The organism is Streptococcus mitis, assembly GCF_022137125.1.
GTDB classification, from domain to species: Bacteria; Bacillota; Bacilli; order Lactobacillales; family Streptococcaceae; genus Streptococcus; species Streptococcus mitis_CE.
In genome coordinates this window covers 170,657-185,816 of the sequence record NZ_JAKNEQ010000001.1, presented here as the reverse complement: position 1 = coordinate 185,816, position 15,160 = coordinate 170,657, and the positions used below count along the sequence as shown (strand labels likewise).

At 41.5% G+C, this 15,160-nt stretch carries 15 protein-coding genes and 1 tRNA gene; 4 read left to right on the top strand and 12 right to left on the bottom strand.

Features of this window, described 5'->3' with window-relative positions:
• Position 1: 1 nt before the first annotated feature.
• The 5 genes from L0P31_RS00915 to cshA all read right to left on the bottom strand — a co-directional run bounded on the left by L0P31_RS00915 (position 2) and on the right by cshA (position 4,767).
• Entirely contained in the window at positions 2–1,279 is a 1,278-nt protein-coding gene (locus L0P31_RS00915) for an ABC transporter permease (protein WP_049499896.1), read from the bottom strand.
• 137 nt (positions 1,280–1,416) lie between these two features.
• Positions 1,417–1,502, bottom strand: a tRNA-Leu gene (locus L0P31_RS00910).
• 80 nt (positions 1,503–1,582) lie between these two features.
• Positions 1,583–2,158, bottom strand: coding sequence for a cysteine hydrolase family protein (locus tag L0P31_RS00905; protein ID WP_042750413.1), 576 nt, complete (start codon positions 2,156–2,158; stop codon positions 1,583–1,585).
• Positions 2,158–2,946: a GTP-sensing pleiotropic transcriptional regulator CodY gene (gene codY, locus L0P31_RS00900; protein ID WP_000940738.1), complete on the bottom strand. Its 789-nt coding sequence runs from the start codon at positions 2,944–2,946 to the stop codon at positions 2,158–2,160. The genes L0P31_RS00905 and codY overlap by 1 nt, the downstream gene beginning before the upstream one ends.
• 255 nt (positions 2,947–3,201) lie before the next feature.
• Complete coding sequence (gene cshA / locus L0P31_RS00895; RefSeq protein WP_238095365.1) at positions 3,202–4,767, bottom strand: degradosome RNA helicase CshA; 1,566 nt, start codon at positions 4,765–4,767, stop codon at positions 3,202–3,204.
• Positions 4,768–5,096: 329 nt separating this feature from the next.
• Here cshA and L0P31_RS00890 point away from each other — a divergent pair, with 329 nt between their 5' ends.
• The 4 genes from L0P31_RS00890 (at position 5,097) to L0P31_RS00875 (ending at position 9,953) form a co-directional block, all read left to right on the top strand.
• The gene (locus L0P31_RS00890) at positions 5,097–6,413 is read left to right on the top strand and encodes an FAD-containing oxidoreductase (protein ID WP_238095363.1); all 1,317 of its coding nucleotides are present in this window, start codon (positions 5,097–5,099) and stop codon (positions 6,411–6,413) included.
• A gap of 204 nt (positions 6,414–6,617) precedes the next feature.
• Positions 6,618–7,961, top strand: coding sequence for a lipid II isoglutaminyl synthase subunit MurT (murT, locus tag L0P31_RS00885; protein ID WP_049486847.1), 1,344 nt, complete (start codon positions 6,618–6,620; stop codon positions 7,959–7,961).
• On the top strand, positions 7,961–8,743 hold the full coding sequence (gatD, locus tag L0P31_RS00880) for a lipid II isoglutaminyl synthase subunit GatD (RefSeq protein ID WP_049499586.1): 783 nt from the start codon (positions 7,961–7,963) through the stop codon (positions 8,741–8,743). Before murT ends, gatD begins: the two co-directional genes overlap by 1 nt.
• A gap of 127 nt (positions 8,744–8,870) precedes the next feature.
• Positions 8,871–9,953 carry a M24 family metallopeptidase gene (locus L0P31_RS00875; protein ID WP_000040929.1) on the top strand — a complete coding sequence of 361 codons (1,083 nt, stop codon included), beginning with the start codon at positions 8,871–8,873 and terminating at the stop codon, positions 9,951–9,953.
• A 103-nt stretch (positions 9,954–10,056) separates the two neighbouring features.
• Here the strand turns inward: L0P31_RS00875 and L0P31_RS00870 are convergent, their stop codons facing one another.
• From L0P31_RS00870 to cmk, 7 genes are all read right to left on the bottom strand, one after another.
• The gene (locus L0P31_RS00870) at positions 10,057–10,518 is read right to left on the bottom strand and encodes an ECF transporter S component (RefSeq protein WP_000814989.1); all 462 of its coding nucleotides are present in this window, start codon (positions 10,516–10,518) and stop codon (positions 10,057–10,059) included.
• Positions 10,496–11,269 carry a bifunctional hydroxymethylpyrimidine kinase/phosphomethylpyrimidine kinase gene (locus L0P31_RS00865; protein WP_238095361.1) on the bottom strand — a complete coding sequence of 258 codons (774 nt, stop codon included), beginning with the start codon at positions 11,267–11,269 and terminating at the stop codon, positions 10,496–10,498. The genes L0P31_RS00870 and L0P31_RS00865 overlap by 23 nt, the downstream gene beginning before the upstream one ends.
• Complete coding sequence (truA, locus tag L0P31_RS00860) at positions 11,259–12,008, bottom strand: tRNA pseudouridine(38-40) synthase TruA (protein ID WP_049499584.1); 750 nt, start codon at positions 12,006–12,008, stop codon at positions 11,259–11,261. The genes L0P31_RS00865 and truA overlap by 11 nt, the downstream gene beginning before the upstream one ends.
• 99 nt (positions 12,009–12,107) lie before the next feature.
• A complete protein-coding gene (locus tag L0P31_RS00855; RefSeq protein ID WP_023946242.1) occupies positions 12,108–13,259 on the bottom strand; it encodes an MFS transporter in 1,152 nt (383 codons plus the stop codon).
• Between the two features lie 124 nt (positions 13,260–13,383).
• Entirely contained in the window at positions 13,384–14,013 is a 630-nt protein-coding gene (locus L0P31_RS00850) for a Pr6Pr family membrane protein (RefSeq protein ID WP_000033942.1), read from the bottom strand.
• A 2-nt stretch (positions 14,014–14,015) separates the two neighbouring features.
• Positions 14,016–14,354 (bottom strand): zinc ribbon domain-containing protein YjdM, encoded by a 339-nt coding sequence (locus tag L0P31_RS00845; protein ID WP_001061596.1) that lies wholly within the window; start codon positions 14,352–14,354, stop codon positions 14,016–14,018.
• 129 nt (positions 14,355–14,483) lie between these two features.
• Positions 14,484–15,155 (bottom strand): (d)CMP kinase, encoded by a 672-nt coding sequence (gene cmk, locus L0P31_RS00840; protein WP_024057474.1) that lies wholly within the window; start codon positions 15,153–15,155, stop codon positions 14,484–14,486.
• Positions 15,156–15,160: the final 5 nt, after the last annotated feature.

Sequence of the window (15,160 nt, the reverse complement as noted above, 5' to 3'; positions counted from 1 at the left end):
CTTAACTAATAGATGATAAAATTTCTTTAGGCGATTTTCTAAATAAGAATAGGAAACAAAGGGCTACAGATAAGCAACTAATCAACAACAGAAAGACATAGGACTCTGCAAAAGATAATAAACTACTTGATAGACCACTTGTTTTGGCTAGTGTATTTTGTAAGCTTGCCTGATCTCCACTTGCTAGTAGAGTTTGGAGTAGGTAGGATGTGATTGCGTTTCCTGTAGCAAATGCTGGAAGCAAAGCTCCGAGAGATACCAAAACTACCTCTAAACAGAACTGCAGGAAAATCGAACTCTTGCCTTTTCCAAGTGCCAGAAGAATCCCCACTTCGTAGACCCTTTCTCTCAACCAGAGAGACAAGACCAAAATTAAGGCTCCAGCTCCAGCTATCAACATCCCATAAAGGAAGATGGTTAGGAAGGTTTGGAAGGTTGCAACTGAGTCTTTGATTTGTTCAAAAGCCTTGTTTTCCTTTTCGACTTGATAGCCTTGATTTTCCAAAGACAAGTTTTCTACCTGCTTCATGAGTCCTTCCATTTCCTTAGGATTTTCTACATAAAAGCGCGCTGCACTGACTAGAGATTCACCATTTCCCAAAAGGCTTTGGCTACTTTCATAGTCTGTAAAGACTTGGTTTTCACTGAAGTCAGAAGACAAGCCCGTAAATTTCTCTTGTTTTTTACCAGAGAAGATTCCGACGATTTCAAACTCGACAGTTTGTCCTTTCCCAGCTTCTGACTGTCCAGCATCCAAGCGAAGCTTGTCATGAAGCGAAAGACCGTTCTTCTTAGCCAACTCTTCGTGGATGATGATTTTCTTTGAATCCCCTTTTTGAAGATGTCGCCCTTCTTTTAAGTTGAAAGCCGAGCTGGTGAAGGTCACATCCTTGGATGAATCCTCAAGAGCCGTTAAGCTAACCAAGTTCTTGTCCGCAGCTGACAAATCATCACGTTCAACGCTCTGCTCGCCACTCACTGCTTCCTTGTCTTTTAGTTTTGCGACCATCTCGAGTTCAGGAGAAACATTTTCCAGTCCCTTAATCTTGCTTACAGATGCTAGGTCTGACAACTTGAAAGTCTGCCCATTTTCTATCTTCTTAATAGAAAAAGAGGTATTGAGTGATTTGTAAAGATTGGTTTCAACTGTTTTGTTGGACTTCATCAGAGTCAAACAGGCTGAAATTCCAGCCAATAGGACCAATAAAATCAGAAATAAAATAAAACTTCTCAGTCGTTTTCTGCTGACATAAGCCCAAGCTCTTTGGATTGGATTCATTTGTCACCTCCATATTTGTAAGACTATTATAAAATCCAAATATGAAATGTTTATGAAATATAAAAAAAGAGCAAAATTTTTTTGCTCTACTTGAATTAGATGAAAAAAAGAGCTAGCCTAAGCTAACTCTTATCCTATGCGGAGAGAGGGACTTGAACCCTCACGACCTAAAGCGGTCACAGGATCCTTAGTCCTGCGCGTCTGCCAATTCCGCCATCCCCGCGTCGATTACTTCACTAGTATATCAACTTTTAGGATACTTGTCAATACTTTTTTCAAAATTTTTTCATTTCATCAACCAAATTACTCTGAAATTTCATTTAAATTTTCATCTACTAACTTAGCTCCGAGTGTATTTTTGAAATGACCTAGGGCAAATTGATGATTTTCAGGCCAGATGGAAGCAACAGCTGGTTTAACAATCTCGATGTCATATCCTAGATTATAGGCATCTATGGCTGTATGCAGGACACAGATATCCGTCAAGACTCCGGTTAAAATAACTGTAGAAATTCGACGCTCTCTCAAACGGATATCCAGGTCAGTCCCTGAAAAAGCTGAGTAATGGCGTTTATCCATCCAAAAGACACGACTGTCTGAACCATGCTCTTGATAAAAGGTCCCCAAATCTCCGTATAAATTGCGTCCACTAGTCCCAATCAAATTGTGAGGAGGAAATAGCTTGCTTTCTGGATGGAAACAATCGTTTTCTTCATGAGCATCAATGGTAAAGAAGATGTAATCTCCACGTTCAAAAGCTAATCGAGTTACCTTGCTGATGGCATCCGAAATCGCCTGAGCTGGAGCGCCTGCTGTCAATTTTCCACTATCAGCAACAAAATCTTCTGTATAGTCAATCGAAATTAAAGCCTTAGTCATTAGTAATCTCTTTTCTTCACTTCTTCAAAAATATCTGAAATCAAGACCTTAAGATAGGTTCCCTTCATTCCAAGTGAGCGACTTTCAATAATCCCTGCAGACTCAAGTTTACGAAGGGCATTGACAATCACAGAGCGAGTGATTCCAATACGATCTGCAATCACTGACGCAGTCAACTGCCCTTCATTTCCATTTAATTCCCCTAAAATTGCTGAAACAGCACGAAGTTCTGAATAAGAAAGAGTGTTGACTGCCATGGTAACAGCAGTACGGCGGCGGATATTTTTCTCATCTTCTTCACGCTGGAAATTAAGGAGTTGAATTCCAACAACGGTACTCGCAATCTCAACAAGAATCAAGTCCTCGTCTTCGAATTTTTTATCATTGCGCCAAATAATCAAAGAACCAAGTCGAATCCCTGATACATGAATCGGTGCAATAGTCGTCAAGCCATCAGGAAAATCAGCACGACTTTCCACAGGGAAAATACTCAAATCATGATCAACTGTCAGATTGGCTTCTGTATCGTAGATCATGTTCGCGCCTTGAATGTAGTCATCCGGGAAAATCTTAGTTTGGAAGAATTGCTCTACACGATCTGTATTGGTTTTGTAACGCATAAAATAGCCAAGGAGACGTCCCTTGCTATTAACGATACAGGCGTTACAGTCAATAATATCTGCCAATTGACGGGTAATTGCATTGTAGGGAAGCTCTTCCTGCAACTGCTCCTCTGAGCGCTTCAGGATAGAAGTAATTTTTCTAGTTTTTTCTAATAAATGTGCCATTTTTCACCTCGAATATAATCGCTATCATTATAACATAAACAGCTTGAATTTTCAATTATTATCTGAAAATTGCTTATTTAATTGCAATTTGAAAAAACAAGAATATTTTTAATTAATTTTCTTCTTTTCTATTGACAAGATCCTTATTTTTGTGTATTATAATATTACAAGAAGATAATATATCTATTTTATTTATCTTTCTTTTCCATTCGGTCTCCTTATATAAAAAAGCGATTCATTTTGAACCGCTTTTTCTTATTTATCGCCCTTGTTACGAATAACAAAGCCTGTTTTCTTTTCGCTTGAAGTGTTACGTGGTTTTTTATTATCCTTACGGTAACGTTTTTCCTTATCATAACGATCATTTCCACGACTGCCTTTTTTGAAATCATCACGGCGACCATTGCCACGGCGTTCGCGATCACGACGGTCATCTCCACGACGACCTCCCTTACCTTTACCACCGAAGCCATTACCTGATGGTTTAAATGGCAGTGGTTTTTCACGCGCAATCTCCACTTCTGGAAGACTATCCGGATCTTGAACAGTTAGACTCAAGATATACATGGCCAATTCTTCTGGAGTAAATTCAGCAGCCAACTTGCGAGCATCCTTACCAAATTTCTCAAAGTTGCCACGGATTGTCTCATCTGCAAAATCACGTTCGATTTTCTTGAGCGCTACTTGTTTCTTAGCTTGGAAGGCTTCTTCAGCTGTCGCTGGTTTCAAGCCTTTCATGCGTTTCTTAGTCAAGTTTTCGATGATTTGAAGGTAGCCCATTTCATTTGGAGCAACAAAGGTAATTGATTGACCTGATTTACCAGCACGACCTGTACGACCGATACGGTGAACATAACTTTCAGGATCTTGTGGAATATCGTAGTTATAGACATGGGTCACACCTGAAATATCTAAACCACGCGCTGCAACGTCTGTCGCAACCAAAACATCAAGATTGCCATTTTTAAAGTCACGAAGGACACGAAGACGTTTGTTTTGGTCTAGGTCTCCATGAATTCCTTCTGCACGGAAGCCACGGATTTTCAAACCACGAGTCAATTCATCTACACGGCGTTTTGTACGACCAAATACGATAGCAAGTTCTGGTTGTTCCACATCCATGAGACGAGTCATGGTATCAAATTTTTCTTGTTCTTTAACTCGGATATAGTATTGGTCAACCAATTCTGTTGTCAATTCCTTAGCAGCAATCTTCACGTGCTCAGGGTCTTTCATAAACTGAACACCGATACGTTTGATGGCATCTGGCATAGTTGCTGAGAAAAGCAAAGTTTGACGGTTTTCAGGGACACGGGAGATAATAGCTTCAATGTCTTCAAGGAAGCCCATGTTGAGCATTTCATCCGCTTCGTCAAGGATAAGAGTTTCAATATCTTGTAATTTCAAGGCCTTGCGTTTAATCAAATCCAAGAGGCGGCCTGGAGTTCCCACCACGATATGGGCACCAGATTTAAGAGCCTTAATTTGTTTTTCAATGCTTGATCCGCCATATACTGAACGGACTTTGACTCCCTTGCTACGGCCAAAGCGGAAGAGTTCTTCTTGACTTTGGACAGCGAGTTCACGAGTTGGAGCGATGACCAAAGCTTGGATGGTCGCTTCTTCTGTACGGATTTTTTCAAGGGTAGGCAAGCCAAAGGCTGCAGTTTTTCCTGTACCAGTCTGAGCTTGACCGATAACGTCCTTGCCTTCAAGAGCCAAGGGAATAGTTTGTTCTTGGATAGGACTGGCTTCTACAAAACCAGCTTTTTCAATCTCTGCTAGCAAATCAGCAGACAAGTTTAATTCATTAAATTTCACGTTCTTCTTCTTTCTAAAGGTGGTGCGAAGCCACCCTATAGGGCTTAGTTTATACTTTTCTTTTTATGACGTATTTTCATATACTGGATATAAAATCGTGTTGCTTCTTTTCCACAAAAGAAAAGTACTGTTTTCTTTGCAACCTATCTAGTATAACACAAGAGAGAAGCAAAAGATAGCCCAATCCATCGATAAAGTCATGTAAACGATTTTTCTGAGAGAATAAAGTTAAACTTTCCACTATTTCATAAACTTTTTTAAAGCGTAGCAGAATTGTGCAAAAGTTTTTTTCTTGTGCTAGAATGAAATTCGAATAGGAGGAACTCTAAATGTTAACTTATGATTTAATCGTTATCGGATTTGGTAAAGCTGGTAAAACACTAGCAGGTAAATTGGCTTCAGCTGGTAAAAAAGTTGCCCTCGTTGAACGTAGCAAAGCTATGTACGGTGGAACTTGTATCAACATCGGTTGTATCCCAACTAAAACTTTGCTGGTTGCTGCTGAGAAAGACTTGTCTTTTGAAGAAGTGATTGCTACCAAAAACACTATCACTAGTCGCCTCAACGGTAAAAACTATGCGACTGTTGCTGGTACAGGCGTCGATATCTTTGATGCGGAAGCTCACTTCCTTTCAAATAAAGTCATCGAAATTCAAGCTGGTGATGAAAAAAAAGAACTGACTGCTGAAACAATCGTCATCAACACTGGTGCTGTTTCAAACGTCTTGCCAATCCCTGGACTTGCTACAAGCAAGAACGTCTTTGACTCAACAGGTATCCAAAACTTGGACAAATTGCCTGAAAAACTTGGAGTCCTTGGTGGTGGAAATATCGGTCTTGAATTTGCTGGTCTATACAACAAACTTGGAAGCAAGGTTACAGTCCTAGATGCCTTGGATACTTTCCTTCCTCGTGCAGAACCTTCCATCGCAGCTCTTGCTAAACAATACATGGAAGAAGACGGCATTGAATTGCTTCAAAACATCCGTACTACTGAAATCAAAAACGACGGTGACCAAGTGCTTGTCGTAACTGAAAACGAAACTTACCGTTTCGACGCCCTTCTTTACGCAACTGGACGCAAACCAAACGTAGAACCACTTCAACTTGAAAATACAGATATTGAGCTAACTGAACGTGGTGCTATTAAAGTAGACAAACATTGTCAAACAAACGTTCCTGGTGTCTTTGCAGTTGGAGATGTCAACGGTGGCCTTCAATTTACTTACATTTCACTTGATGACTTCCGTGTTGTTTACAGCTACCTCGCTGGAGATGGTAGCTACACACTTGAAGACCGTCTCAATGTACCAAATACTATGTTCATCACACCTGCTCTTTCACAAGTTGGTTTGACTGAAAGCCAAGCAGCTGATTTGAACCTTCCATACGCAGTGAAAGAAATCCCTGTTGCAGCAATGCCTCGTGGTCACGTAAACGGAGACCTTCGCGGAGCTTTCAAAGCTGTTGTTAATACTGAAACAAAAGAAATTCTTGGAGCAAGCATCTTCTCAGAAGGTTCTCAAGAAATCATCAACATCATCACTGTTGCTATGGACAACAAAATTCCTTACACTTACTTCACAAAACAAATCTTCACTCACCCAACCTTGGCTGAGAACTTGAATGACTTGTTTGCGATTTAAGTTGAGATTTAATCGTATCGAACAGCCCTCTGAGGGCTGTTTTCATTTCTGCGAAATCTCATACTCTTCGAAAATCAAATTCAAACCACGTCAGCTTCACCTTGCCGTACTCAAGTACAGCCTGCGGCTAGCTTCCTAGTTTGCTCTTTGATTTTCATTGAGTATCAAATCTGTCTTTTCCCTCTTTTATGATATAATAGAAACATGAAATTAAAAACTACTTTGGGCCTTCTTGCTGGGCGTTCTTCCCACTTCATTTTAAGCCGTCTTGGCCGTGGAAGTACGCTTCCAGGAAAACTTGCCCTTCAATTCGATAAAGATATTTTACAAAACCTAGCTAAGAACTACGAGATTGTCGTAGTGACTGGAACCAACGGAAAAACCTTGACAACTGCTCTCACTGTCGGCATTTTAAAAGAGGTTTATGGTCAAGTTCTGACCAACCCAAGCGGTGCCAACATGATTACAGGAATTGCGACAACCTTCTTAACAGCCAAATCTTCTAAAACTGGGAAAAATATTGCCGTCCTAGAAATCGACGAAGCCAGTCTATCTCGTATCTGTGACTACATCAAGCCAAGCTTATTTGTTATTACTAATATTTTCCGTGACCAGATGGACCGCTATGGTGAGATTTACACAACTTACAAGATGATTTTGGATGCCATTCGTAAGGTGCCTACTGCCACTGTTCTTCTTAATGGAGACAGTCCACTTTTCTACAAGCCAGCTATTCCAAATCCTGTACAGTATTTTGGTTTTGACTTGGAGAAAGGTCCAGCTCAGCTGGCTCACTATAATACCGAAGGAATCCTCTGCCCTGACTGCCAAGGCATCCTCAAATATGAGCACAATACTTATGCAAACTTGGGTGCCTATATCTGTGAAGGTTGTGGATGTAAACGTCCTGATCTCGACTATCGCTTGACAGAACTAGTTGAGTTAACCAACAATCGCTCTCGCTTTGTCATTGACGGCCAAGAATACGGCATCCAAATCGGTGGACTTTACAACATCTACAACGCCCTAGCTGCTGTGGCTATCGCCCGTTTCCTCGGCGCAGATTCCCAACTAATCAAGCAGGGATTTGATAAGAGTCGTGCTGTCTTTGGACGCCAGGAAACCTTCCATATCGGTGACAAGGAATGCACCCTCGTCTTGATTAAAAATCCAGTCGGTGCGACCCAAGCTATCGAGATGATTAAACTAGCTCCTTATCCATTTAGCCTATCTGTCCTCCTAAATGCCAACTATGCAGATGGAATTGACACCAGCTGGATCTGGGATGCTGATTTTGAACAAATCACTGACATGGACATTCCCGAAATCAACGCTGGCGGTGTTCGCCATTCTGAAATCGCACGTCGTCTACGAGTAACTGGCTATCCAGCTGATAAAATTACTGAAACAAGTAGTCTGGAGCAAGTTCTTAAGACCATTGAGAACCAAGACTGCAAGCATGCTTATATTCTAGCTACCTATACTGCTATGCTTGAATTCCGCGAACTGCTGGCTAGTCGTCAGATTGTTAGAAAGGAGATGAACTAATGGTTTATACTTCACTTTCCTCAAAAGCTGGCAATTACCCCTATCAGCTCAACATTGCCCACCTCTACGGAAATCTCATGAATACCTATGGGGACAATGGAAACATCCTCATGCTCAAGTATGTGGCTGAAAAACTGGGAGCCCATGTGACGGTTGACATCGTTTCTCTCCATGATAACTTTGATGAAAATCACTACGACATTGCCTTTTTCGGTGGTGGTCAAGACTTTGAACAGAGTATCATTGCAGACGACCTACCTGCTAAAAAAGAGAGCATTGACAACTACATCCAAAACGACGGTGTGGTTCTGGCTATCTGCGGTGGTTTCCAACTATTGGGCCAATATTATGTTGAAGCTTCAGGGAGACGCATCGAAGGACTAGGGGTCATGGGCCACTACACGCTCAACCAGACCAATAACCGTTTTATCGGGGACATCAAGATTCACAATGAAGATTTCGATGAAACCTACTATGGTTTTGAAAATCATCAGGGCCGTACCTTCCTCTCAGATGATCAAAAACCGCTGGGACAGGTTGTCTATGGAAATGGAAATAACGAAGAAAAAGTCGGCGAAGGTGTTCATTATAAGAATGTCTTTGGTTCCTACTTCCACGGGCCTATCCTCTCTCGTAATGCCAATCTAGCTTATCGCCTAGTCACTACTGCCCTCAAGAAGAAATATGGTCAGGACATTCAACTCCCTGCTTATGAGGACATTCTCAGCCAAGAAATCGCTGAAGAATACAGTGATGTCAAAAGCAAGGCTGACTTTTCTTAAACAAAGGAAAATGATATCAAAGAACTCCGTTATCTTGTCGGAGTTCTTTTTGTCTGTTCTTTTACCCTTCTCCCTTGCATTTTCTCTCATTTTTTGCCAAAATAGAGGGGTAGAAAGAAGGTAGCATATGTCTAAATTACAACAAATCGTAACATATCTTGAATCAGAAAAACTAGACGTCGCTGTCGTATCTGACCCCGTCACAATCAATTACCTCACTGGCTTTTACAGTGATCCCCATGAACGCCAAATGTTCCTTTTTGTCCTAGCGGATCAGGAACCCCTCCTTTTTGTCCCAGCCCTTGAAGTGGAGCGTGCGAGCAGCACTGTTTCCTTCCCAGTTGTGGGCTATGTGGACTCTGAAAATCCATGGCAAAAAATGAAACATGCTCTTCCACAACTTGACTTCAAACGTGTCGCTGTTGAGTTTGACAATCTCATCTTGACCAAATATCATGGCTTGAAAACAGTTTTTGAAACTGCTGAGTTTAACAACCTCACACCTCGTATCCAACGCATGCGCCTCATCAAATCTGCTGACGAAGTGCAAAAAATGATGGTTGCAGGTCTCTATGCGGACAAGGCTGTTAAGGTTGGCTTTGATAATATTTCTCTTGATAAGACAGAGACAGATATCATCGCCCAAATTGACTTTGCTATGAAGCGTGAAGGTTATGAAATGAGCTTTGATACCATGGTCTTGACTGGTGATAATGCTGCAAATCCACACGGTATTCCAGCAGCTAACAAGGTTGAAAATGATGCTCTTCTCCTCTTTGACCTTGGTGTTCTAGTCAACGGCTATGCGTCAGATATGACTCGTACAGTCGCAGTCGGCAAACCTGACCAATTCAAGAAAGACATTTATAACTTGACTCTTGAAGCCCAACAAGCTGCTCTTGACTTTATCAAGCCAGGAGTGACTGCCCATGAAGTGGATCGCGCTGCTCGTGAGGTCATCGAAAAAGCTGGTTACGGCGAGTACTTCAACCACCGTCTCGGTCACGGTATCGGTATGGATGTCCATGAATTCCCATCTATCATGGAAGGAAACGACATGGTCATCGAAGAAGGCATGTGCTTCTCTGTTGAACCAGGTATCTATATCCCTGGTAAAGTCGGTGTCCGTATCGAAGACTGTGGTGTTGTTACCAAAGATGGCTTTGACCTCTTTACAAACACCAGCAAAGACTTGCTTTATTTTGATTAAAATTCTTCGAAAATCTTCCCACAATAAAACGCATAGTATCAAGGTTTTTCAACACCTGATACTATGCGTTTTTCTTATTTGAAAGACTTTTGACTCAGCCTCATTACTTAATCTTCTTGATACTTTGACTAAGGATAAATCCTACAATCATCCCTACCATATTTTGCATGAAATTTGGTAAAATTTCTGGTAGAGCTGCAGCCCAGCCATTCATCAATGTAGAGCCCAAGGCGTAACCCCCTACCATGGCAATCGTTGCTAAGATAAGGCCTAACCACTGAGTTTTTCCTTTAAATCCTGCGAAAAATCCCTGCAAGCCATGGTTGACCAAGCTAAAGAACATCCACTGAGGATAGCCTGATAAGAGGTCAATCAAGAAACCTGCTAGTCCTCCTACTACAGCCCCTTCACGACTACCAAAGTAGAAGGCCGTAAAGAAGACACCCGCATCTAAAAGAGTTAAAATGCCTGTCGGTGTTGGAATTTTTAAGAAATAACCTAGAACCACAGAGAGGGCGGTTAAGAGGGATACAAGGGCGATTTTAGTTGTTTTGGTTTGCTTCATATTGTCTTACTCCATACTGATCTGCTTGTGCAATAGCACGATAAACGAAAGCCTTAGAGCTTTCTACTGCTGGTAAAAGTTCATCACCTTTAACCAAGTGACTGGCAATGCTAGAGGCAAAGGTACAACCTGCGCCAGCATTTTGCCCTTGAATGACAGGATTTTCTAGGACTGTAAAGTTTTGTCCGTCATAAAAGACATCTACAGCCTTGTCCTGACTAAGGCGATTGCCTCCCTTGATAATGACTGCTGGCGCTCCTAAGTCATGCAATTTCTGCGCTGCAGCTTTCATGTCTTCCAAGGTTTTGATCTCTTGACCAGCCAATAATTCTGCTTCTGGGAGGTTAGGCGTAATCACACTGACATAAGGGAAAAAGCGAATCAATTCTTGGCAGAGTTCACTAACTGCTACATCGTGCGTTTCCTTGCAGACCAAGACAGGATCCAATACCACAGGCACTCTTGGATGTTGCTTGATAAAGTCCAATGCCTTCTCAGCCACACTAACAGTAGGGAGAAGACCAATCTTAATTCCCCCAAACTCCACATCACGCAAGCTATCTAATTCATGTTGAAAAATGGCATCCTCAGTTGGAAAGACTTCAAAACCCTTCTCTGTCAAGGCTGTCAAACAAGTCACTGCTACAAAGCCATGCAAGCCGTTCAAGGTGTAGGTAGCCAAATCAGCGGACAAACCACCACCACTAAAAATATCATTTCCTGAAAGTGCTAAAATACGATTATTCTTCATAACGAATCTCCTTTAAATATAAACCATTTGGTGCTGCAGTGGGACCTGCAAGCTGCCTGTCCTTTTTCTCCAAGATGAGGTCAATCTGCTCTACTGGCATGCGGTTATTGCCGATTTTAAGCAGTGTCCCCACCATATTACGAATCTGCTTATACAAGAAACCATTTCCTGAAAAGGTAAAGGTCAAAAACTGGCCTGTCTCATCAACCCTAAGACTAGCTTCTGTGATGGTGCGAACCTTATCCTCTACACTAGTCCCAGAGGCTGTAAAGCCGGTGAAATCATGGGTTCCCTCTAATTTTTTGATAGCCTCCCGCATCCGTTCCACATCAAGCGGATAAGGAAAGTGGGTGGCATAGTGACGGCGCATAGGATTTTTGGGACGTCCTCTATCCACGATAAACTCATAGGTCTTGCTATGCTTGGCATAACGGCAATGAAAATCATCCGCCACAAGCTCAATCGAAATCACATCAATATCTTCAGGAGACTGGGTGTCCAAAGCAAAACGGAGCTTCTCCTCATCCATCTGATAAGGTAGATCAAAATGAATAACCTGTCCCAGAGCATGAACCCCACTATCTGTCCTACCAGCACCGTGAACAGTAATGGCTTGCCCTTTATTTAACCTGGTCAAGGTTTTTTCAATTTCTTCCTGAACGCTACGCGCATGAGGCTGGCGCTGAAAACCAGCAAAGACGTAACCATCATAGGAAATAGTTGCTTTATATCTTGTCATAACTTCTATTTTATCAAGAAATTAGTCTGTAAACAAGGCCCTAAATCAAATAGTGTCTGGGTACAAAAATCCAAAAAAGAAAAACTTAGGAAACCAATCCTAAGCTCTCTTTTGAAGTAGGTACATGACAAAGATAGAGGTTACAATTAACCAAGATCCTAAGATAGCAAAGACCAACATCCCATTGTGAGTTAATAAGCCAATTGCACCTAGAACGAATGGAGTCGTAAAGGCTCCGAAACTACAGCCTAAAACTGCAAATGAGGTTGCTTGATTGAGGAGTTTAGCTGGAATTCTTTCAGAGACAAGTTGAAAGACTGTCGTCAAGGCTACACTGTAGGCAAAGCCAGCCAGAATACTTCCTGCCACTACCACCCACAAGGATGGAGACAAGGCAATCACAATTTGCCCCAAGCCGAAGGTAATACCAGACCAGAGGAGCAGTTTCTCTTTAAATATTGAAATCAGGAAAGAAAAACTCACACCAGCCACAATCCCGATTAACTGCATGACACTAAGAACAAAACTAGATAACTGGGCATCTCCCAGTCCTCTTTCCACCATCAGACTTGGAATACGGATGGTAATAGCTGTATTGGTACAAACTACAACCGCCGCTTCAATAGCTAAGATAAAAATCAAGCCCTTCATTTCCCGAGTTAAGCGACTTGCTTCCTTCGTTTTTTTCTTGACTTCTTTCTTTTCTTTTCCATAAGGTACAAAGAGCAGATAAAGGATCAGAACTAAAAATCCAGCACTATAAGCTAAGAAAGTAGCTGTCCAACCAAAGGCCAACAATTGGCCGACTGCCAAGGTAATGAGAGAAGCCCCAACGACCTCTGCAGAACCGCGTAGCCCTAACATCTGAATTCTCGTTTTTCCTTGATAGCGTTCACTGATAATAGAAATGGCCTTGGCATTGATCATCCCAACACCTAAACCAAAAAGAATCCGTGTTCCAAAGACAAAAGGATAAGCTTGGTACCAAAAGGGAGCAGTTCCACTTAGTGATAAAATCAGCAATCCCAAACTGATCTGTAAGCGCTCAGGAAATATTTTTTCTAAGAAACCATTTAGTAATAACATAATCATGATTCCAAAGGAAGGCAAGCTCGCCAAGAGCTCAATTTGTTCCTTAGGATAACCTTGATAATAGTCAAACATGGCTGGCAGGGCACTCGAGATGGAAAAGGACGTAATCAAAACGAGGGAGAGAGCCAAAATACTGGCCCGTTCTAAAAATTGTTTCATGAAATCTCTTTCTATATTTCTCTTAATCTTCTACTTTTTTGATAGTCATCAAACAAGCAAGAAAAGAAGAAGCCTCTTTAGTGTACAGACTCCTTCTTAAACTCGAAAATGAATCCCTTGTGTCTTAGGATGATTTTCTCTTGATTTGCTTAATAAAGTAGAAGATAAATCCTGCCACCATATAAGCAACAAAGATAATCAGACACCACTTGAACACGACATCCCAACCCTTGTTCACATTCAAAAAGAAGTACGGGAAGGGACTGACCTTAGAATTAGGAACATCAAGTTTCAATACCAAGCCATTAAAAAGAGCAAAAATCATATACAGCAAGGGTAAAATCGTCCACACAATTGGGTCCCAAATCTTGTATTGACCCTGTTTGTCAAAAAAGAGGGTATCTGCTAAAAACCAGAGGGGAACGATATAGTGGCAAAGGAAATTTTCTAGAGTATAGAAATTAGTCGCAATAGGCGCTAAAAGGAAATGGTAAATCACACAGGTAATCATGATACTCATGGTGACCCCACCTTTTAAGCGCAAGAGACTTGGTCTTTGCCAGTTTTCACCTAAACGGCTCATAACCTTTAGGAGATAGAGCGTAAAAATCGCGACTAAAAGGTTGGACAGAACCGTATAATAGAGTAACATCCCAAATCCACCATGCTTGGCGATTTCAAGATAAACTCCCGTAAAAGCCGCTAGAAACAAGAAGATACGGCTATAAAATACAAGTTTATAGTGTTTTGACATGCTTAAATTTTCTTCACAAACTCTGATTTGAGTTTCATGGCACCGAAGCCATCGATTTTACAGTCGATATTGTGGTCGCCTTCTACGATGCGGATATTCTTCACGCGCGTCCCTTGTTTCAAATCTTTTGGCGCACCTTTTACTTTCAAGTCCTTGATGAGGGTTACAGTATCACCGTCAGCCAATTTATTACCGTTGGCATCGATAGCAACAAGGCCCTCTTCTACATCTGCAACTTCAGCAGGATTCCACTCATAAGCACACTCTGGGCAAACCAGTAGGGCACCGTCTTCGTAGACATACTCTGAGTTACATTTTGGGCAATTTGGTAGGTTGTTCATGGTTTCTCCTTATCATCATTCACTATTCTTTGAAAATCAAAATTTCTCGAACAGCAACTATTATACCTTAAAATCAGCATTTTGACAAATTTAGAAAAAACCGATATCAATCTATCGGCTTTTCTACATCTACATTCTTTTTTTAGCTTCTGCTTTGATTTTTTCAACTACTTCTTGAATGTTCAAGCCAGTTGTATCAAGGTAGACAGCATCCTCTGCTTGTTTGAGAGGCGAAGTCTCACGATGACTATCCTTGTAGTCACGCGCAGCAATTTCCTCTTTTAGGGTTTCAAGGTCTGTTTCAATTCCCTTGGCAATATTTTCCTTGTAACGGCGCTCTGCTCTCTCATCAACAGAAGCTACTAGGAAAATTTTTAATTCTGCTTGTGGCAATACAACAGTCCCAATATCGCGACCATCCATGACAATCCCACCTTGCTGGGCAATCTCTTGTTGGAGAGAAACTAGTTTCTCACGAACTTCAGGAATTGCCGCAATAGCAGAAACGTGATTGGTCACTTCATTTTCACGGATAGGATGGGTAATATCCACATCTCCTACAAAGACAAGCTGTTCTCCAGTTTCTGAGCGCCCAAAGCTGATTGGATGCTGGTCCAATAAGTCTAAGAGTTCTTCAACTTGTTCAACTCCTAATTGGTTCTTGAGAGCCATATAGGTCGCTGCACGATACATGGCACCTGTATCGAGGTAAGTATAACCAAAATCCTTGGCAATAATCTTTGCGACCGTACTCTTGCCACTTGAAGCTGGACCATCGATAGCAATTTGAATCGTCTTCATTTATG

Coding starts and splice junctions, on each gene's coding strand:
- L0P31_RS00865 (WP_238095361.1), bottom strand. CDS start 11,269: ATGAAGAATAATCGTATTTTAGCACTTTCAGGAAATGATATTTTTAGT.
- L0P31_RS00875 (WP_000040929.1), top strand. CDS start 8,871: ATGTCTAAATTACAACAAATCGTAACATATCTTGAATCAGAAAAACTA.
- murT (WP_049486847.1), top strand. CDS start 6,618: ATGAAATTAAAAACTACTTTGGGCCTTCTTGCTGGGCGTTCTTCCCAC.
- L0P31_RS00890 (WP_238095363.1), top strand. CDS start 5,097: ATGTTAACTTATGATTTAATCGTTATCGGATTTGGTAAAGCTGGTAAA.
- L0P31_RS00845 (WP_001061596.1), bottom strand. CDS start 14,354: ATGAACAACCTACCAAATTGCCCAAAATGTAACTCAGAGTATGTCTAC.
- cmk (WP_024057474.1), bottom strand. CDS start 15,155: ATGAAGACGATTCAAATTGCTATCGATGGTCCAGCTTCAAGTGGCAAG.
- L0P31_RS00850 (WP_000033942.1), bottom strand. CDS start 14,013: ATGTCAAAACACTATAAACTTGTATTTTATAGCCGTATCTTCTTGTTT.
- gatD (WP_049499586.1), top strand. CDS start 7,961: ATGGTTTATACTTCACTTTCCTCAAAAGCTGGCAATTACCCCTATCAG.
- truA (WP_049499584.1), bottom strand. CDS start 12,008: ATGACAAGATATAAAGCAACTATTTCCTATGATGGTTACGTCTTTGCT.
- L0P31_RS00915 (WP_049499896.1), bottom strand. CDS start 1,279: ATGAATCCAATCCAAAGAGCTTGGGCTTATGTCAGCAGAAAACGACTG.
- L0P31_RS00855 (WP_023946242.1), bottom strand. CDS start 13,259: ATGAAACAATTTTTAGAACGGGCCAGTATTTTGGCTCTCTCCCTCGTT.
- L0P31_RS00905 (WP_042750413.1), bottom strand. CDS start 2,158: ATGACTAAGGCTTTAATTTCGATTGACTATACAGAAGATTTTGTTGCT.
- L0P31_RS00870 (WP_000814989.1), bottom strand. CDS start 10,518: ATGAAGCAAACCAAAACAACTAAAATCGCCCTTGTATCCCTCTTAACC.
- codY (WP_000940738.1), bottom strand. CDS start 2,946: ATGGCACATTTATTAGAAAAAACTAGAAAAATTACTTCTATCCTGAAG.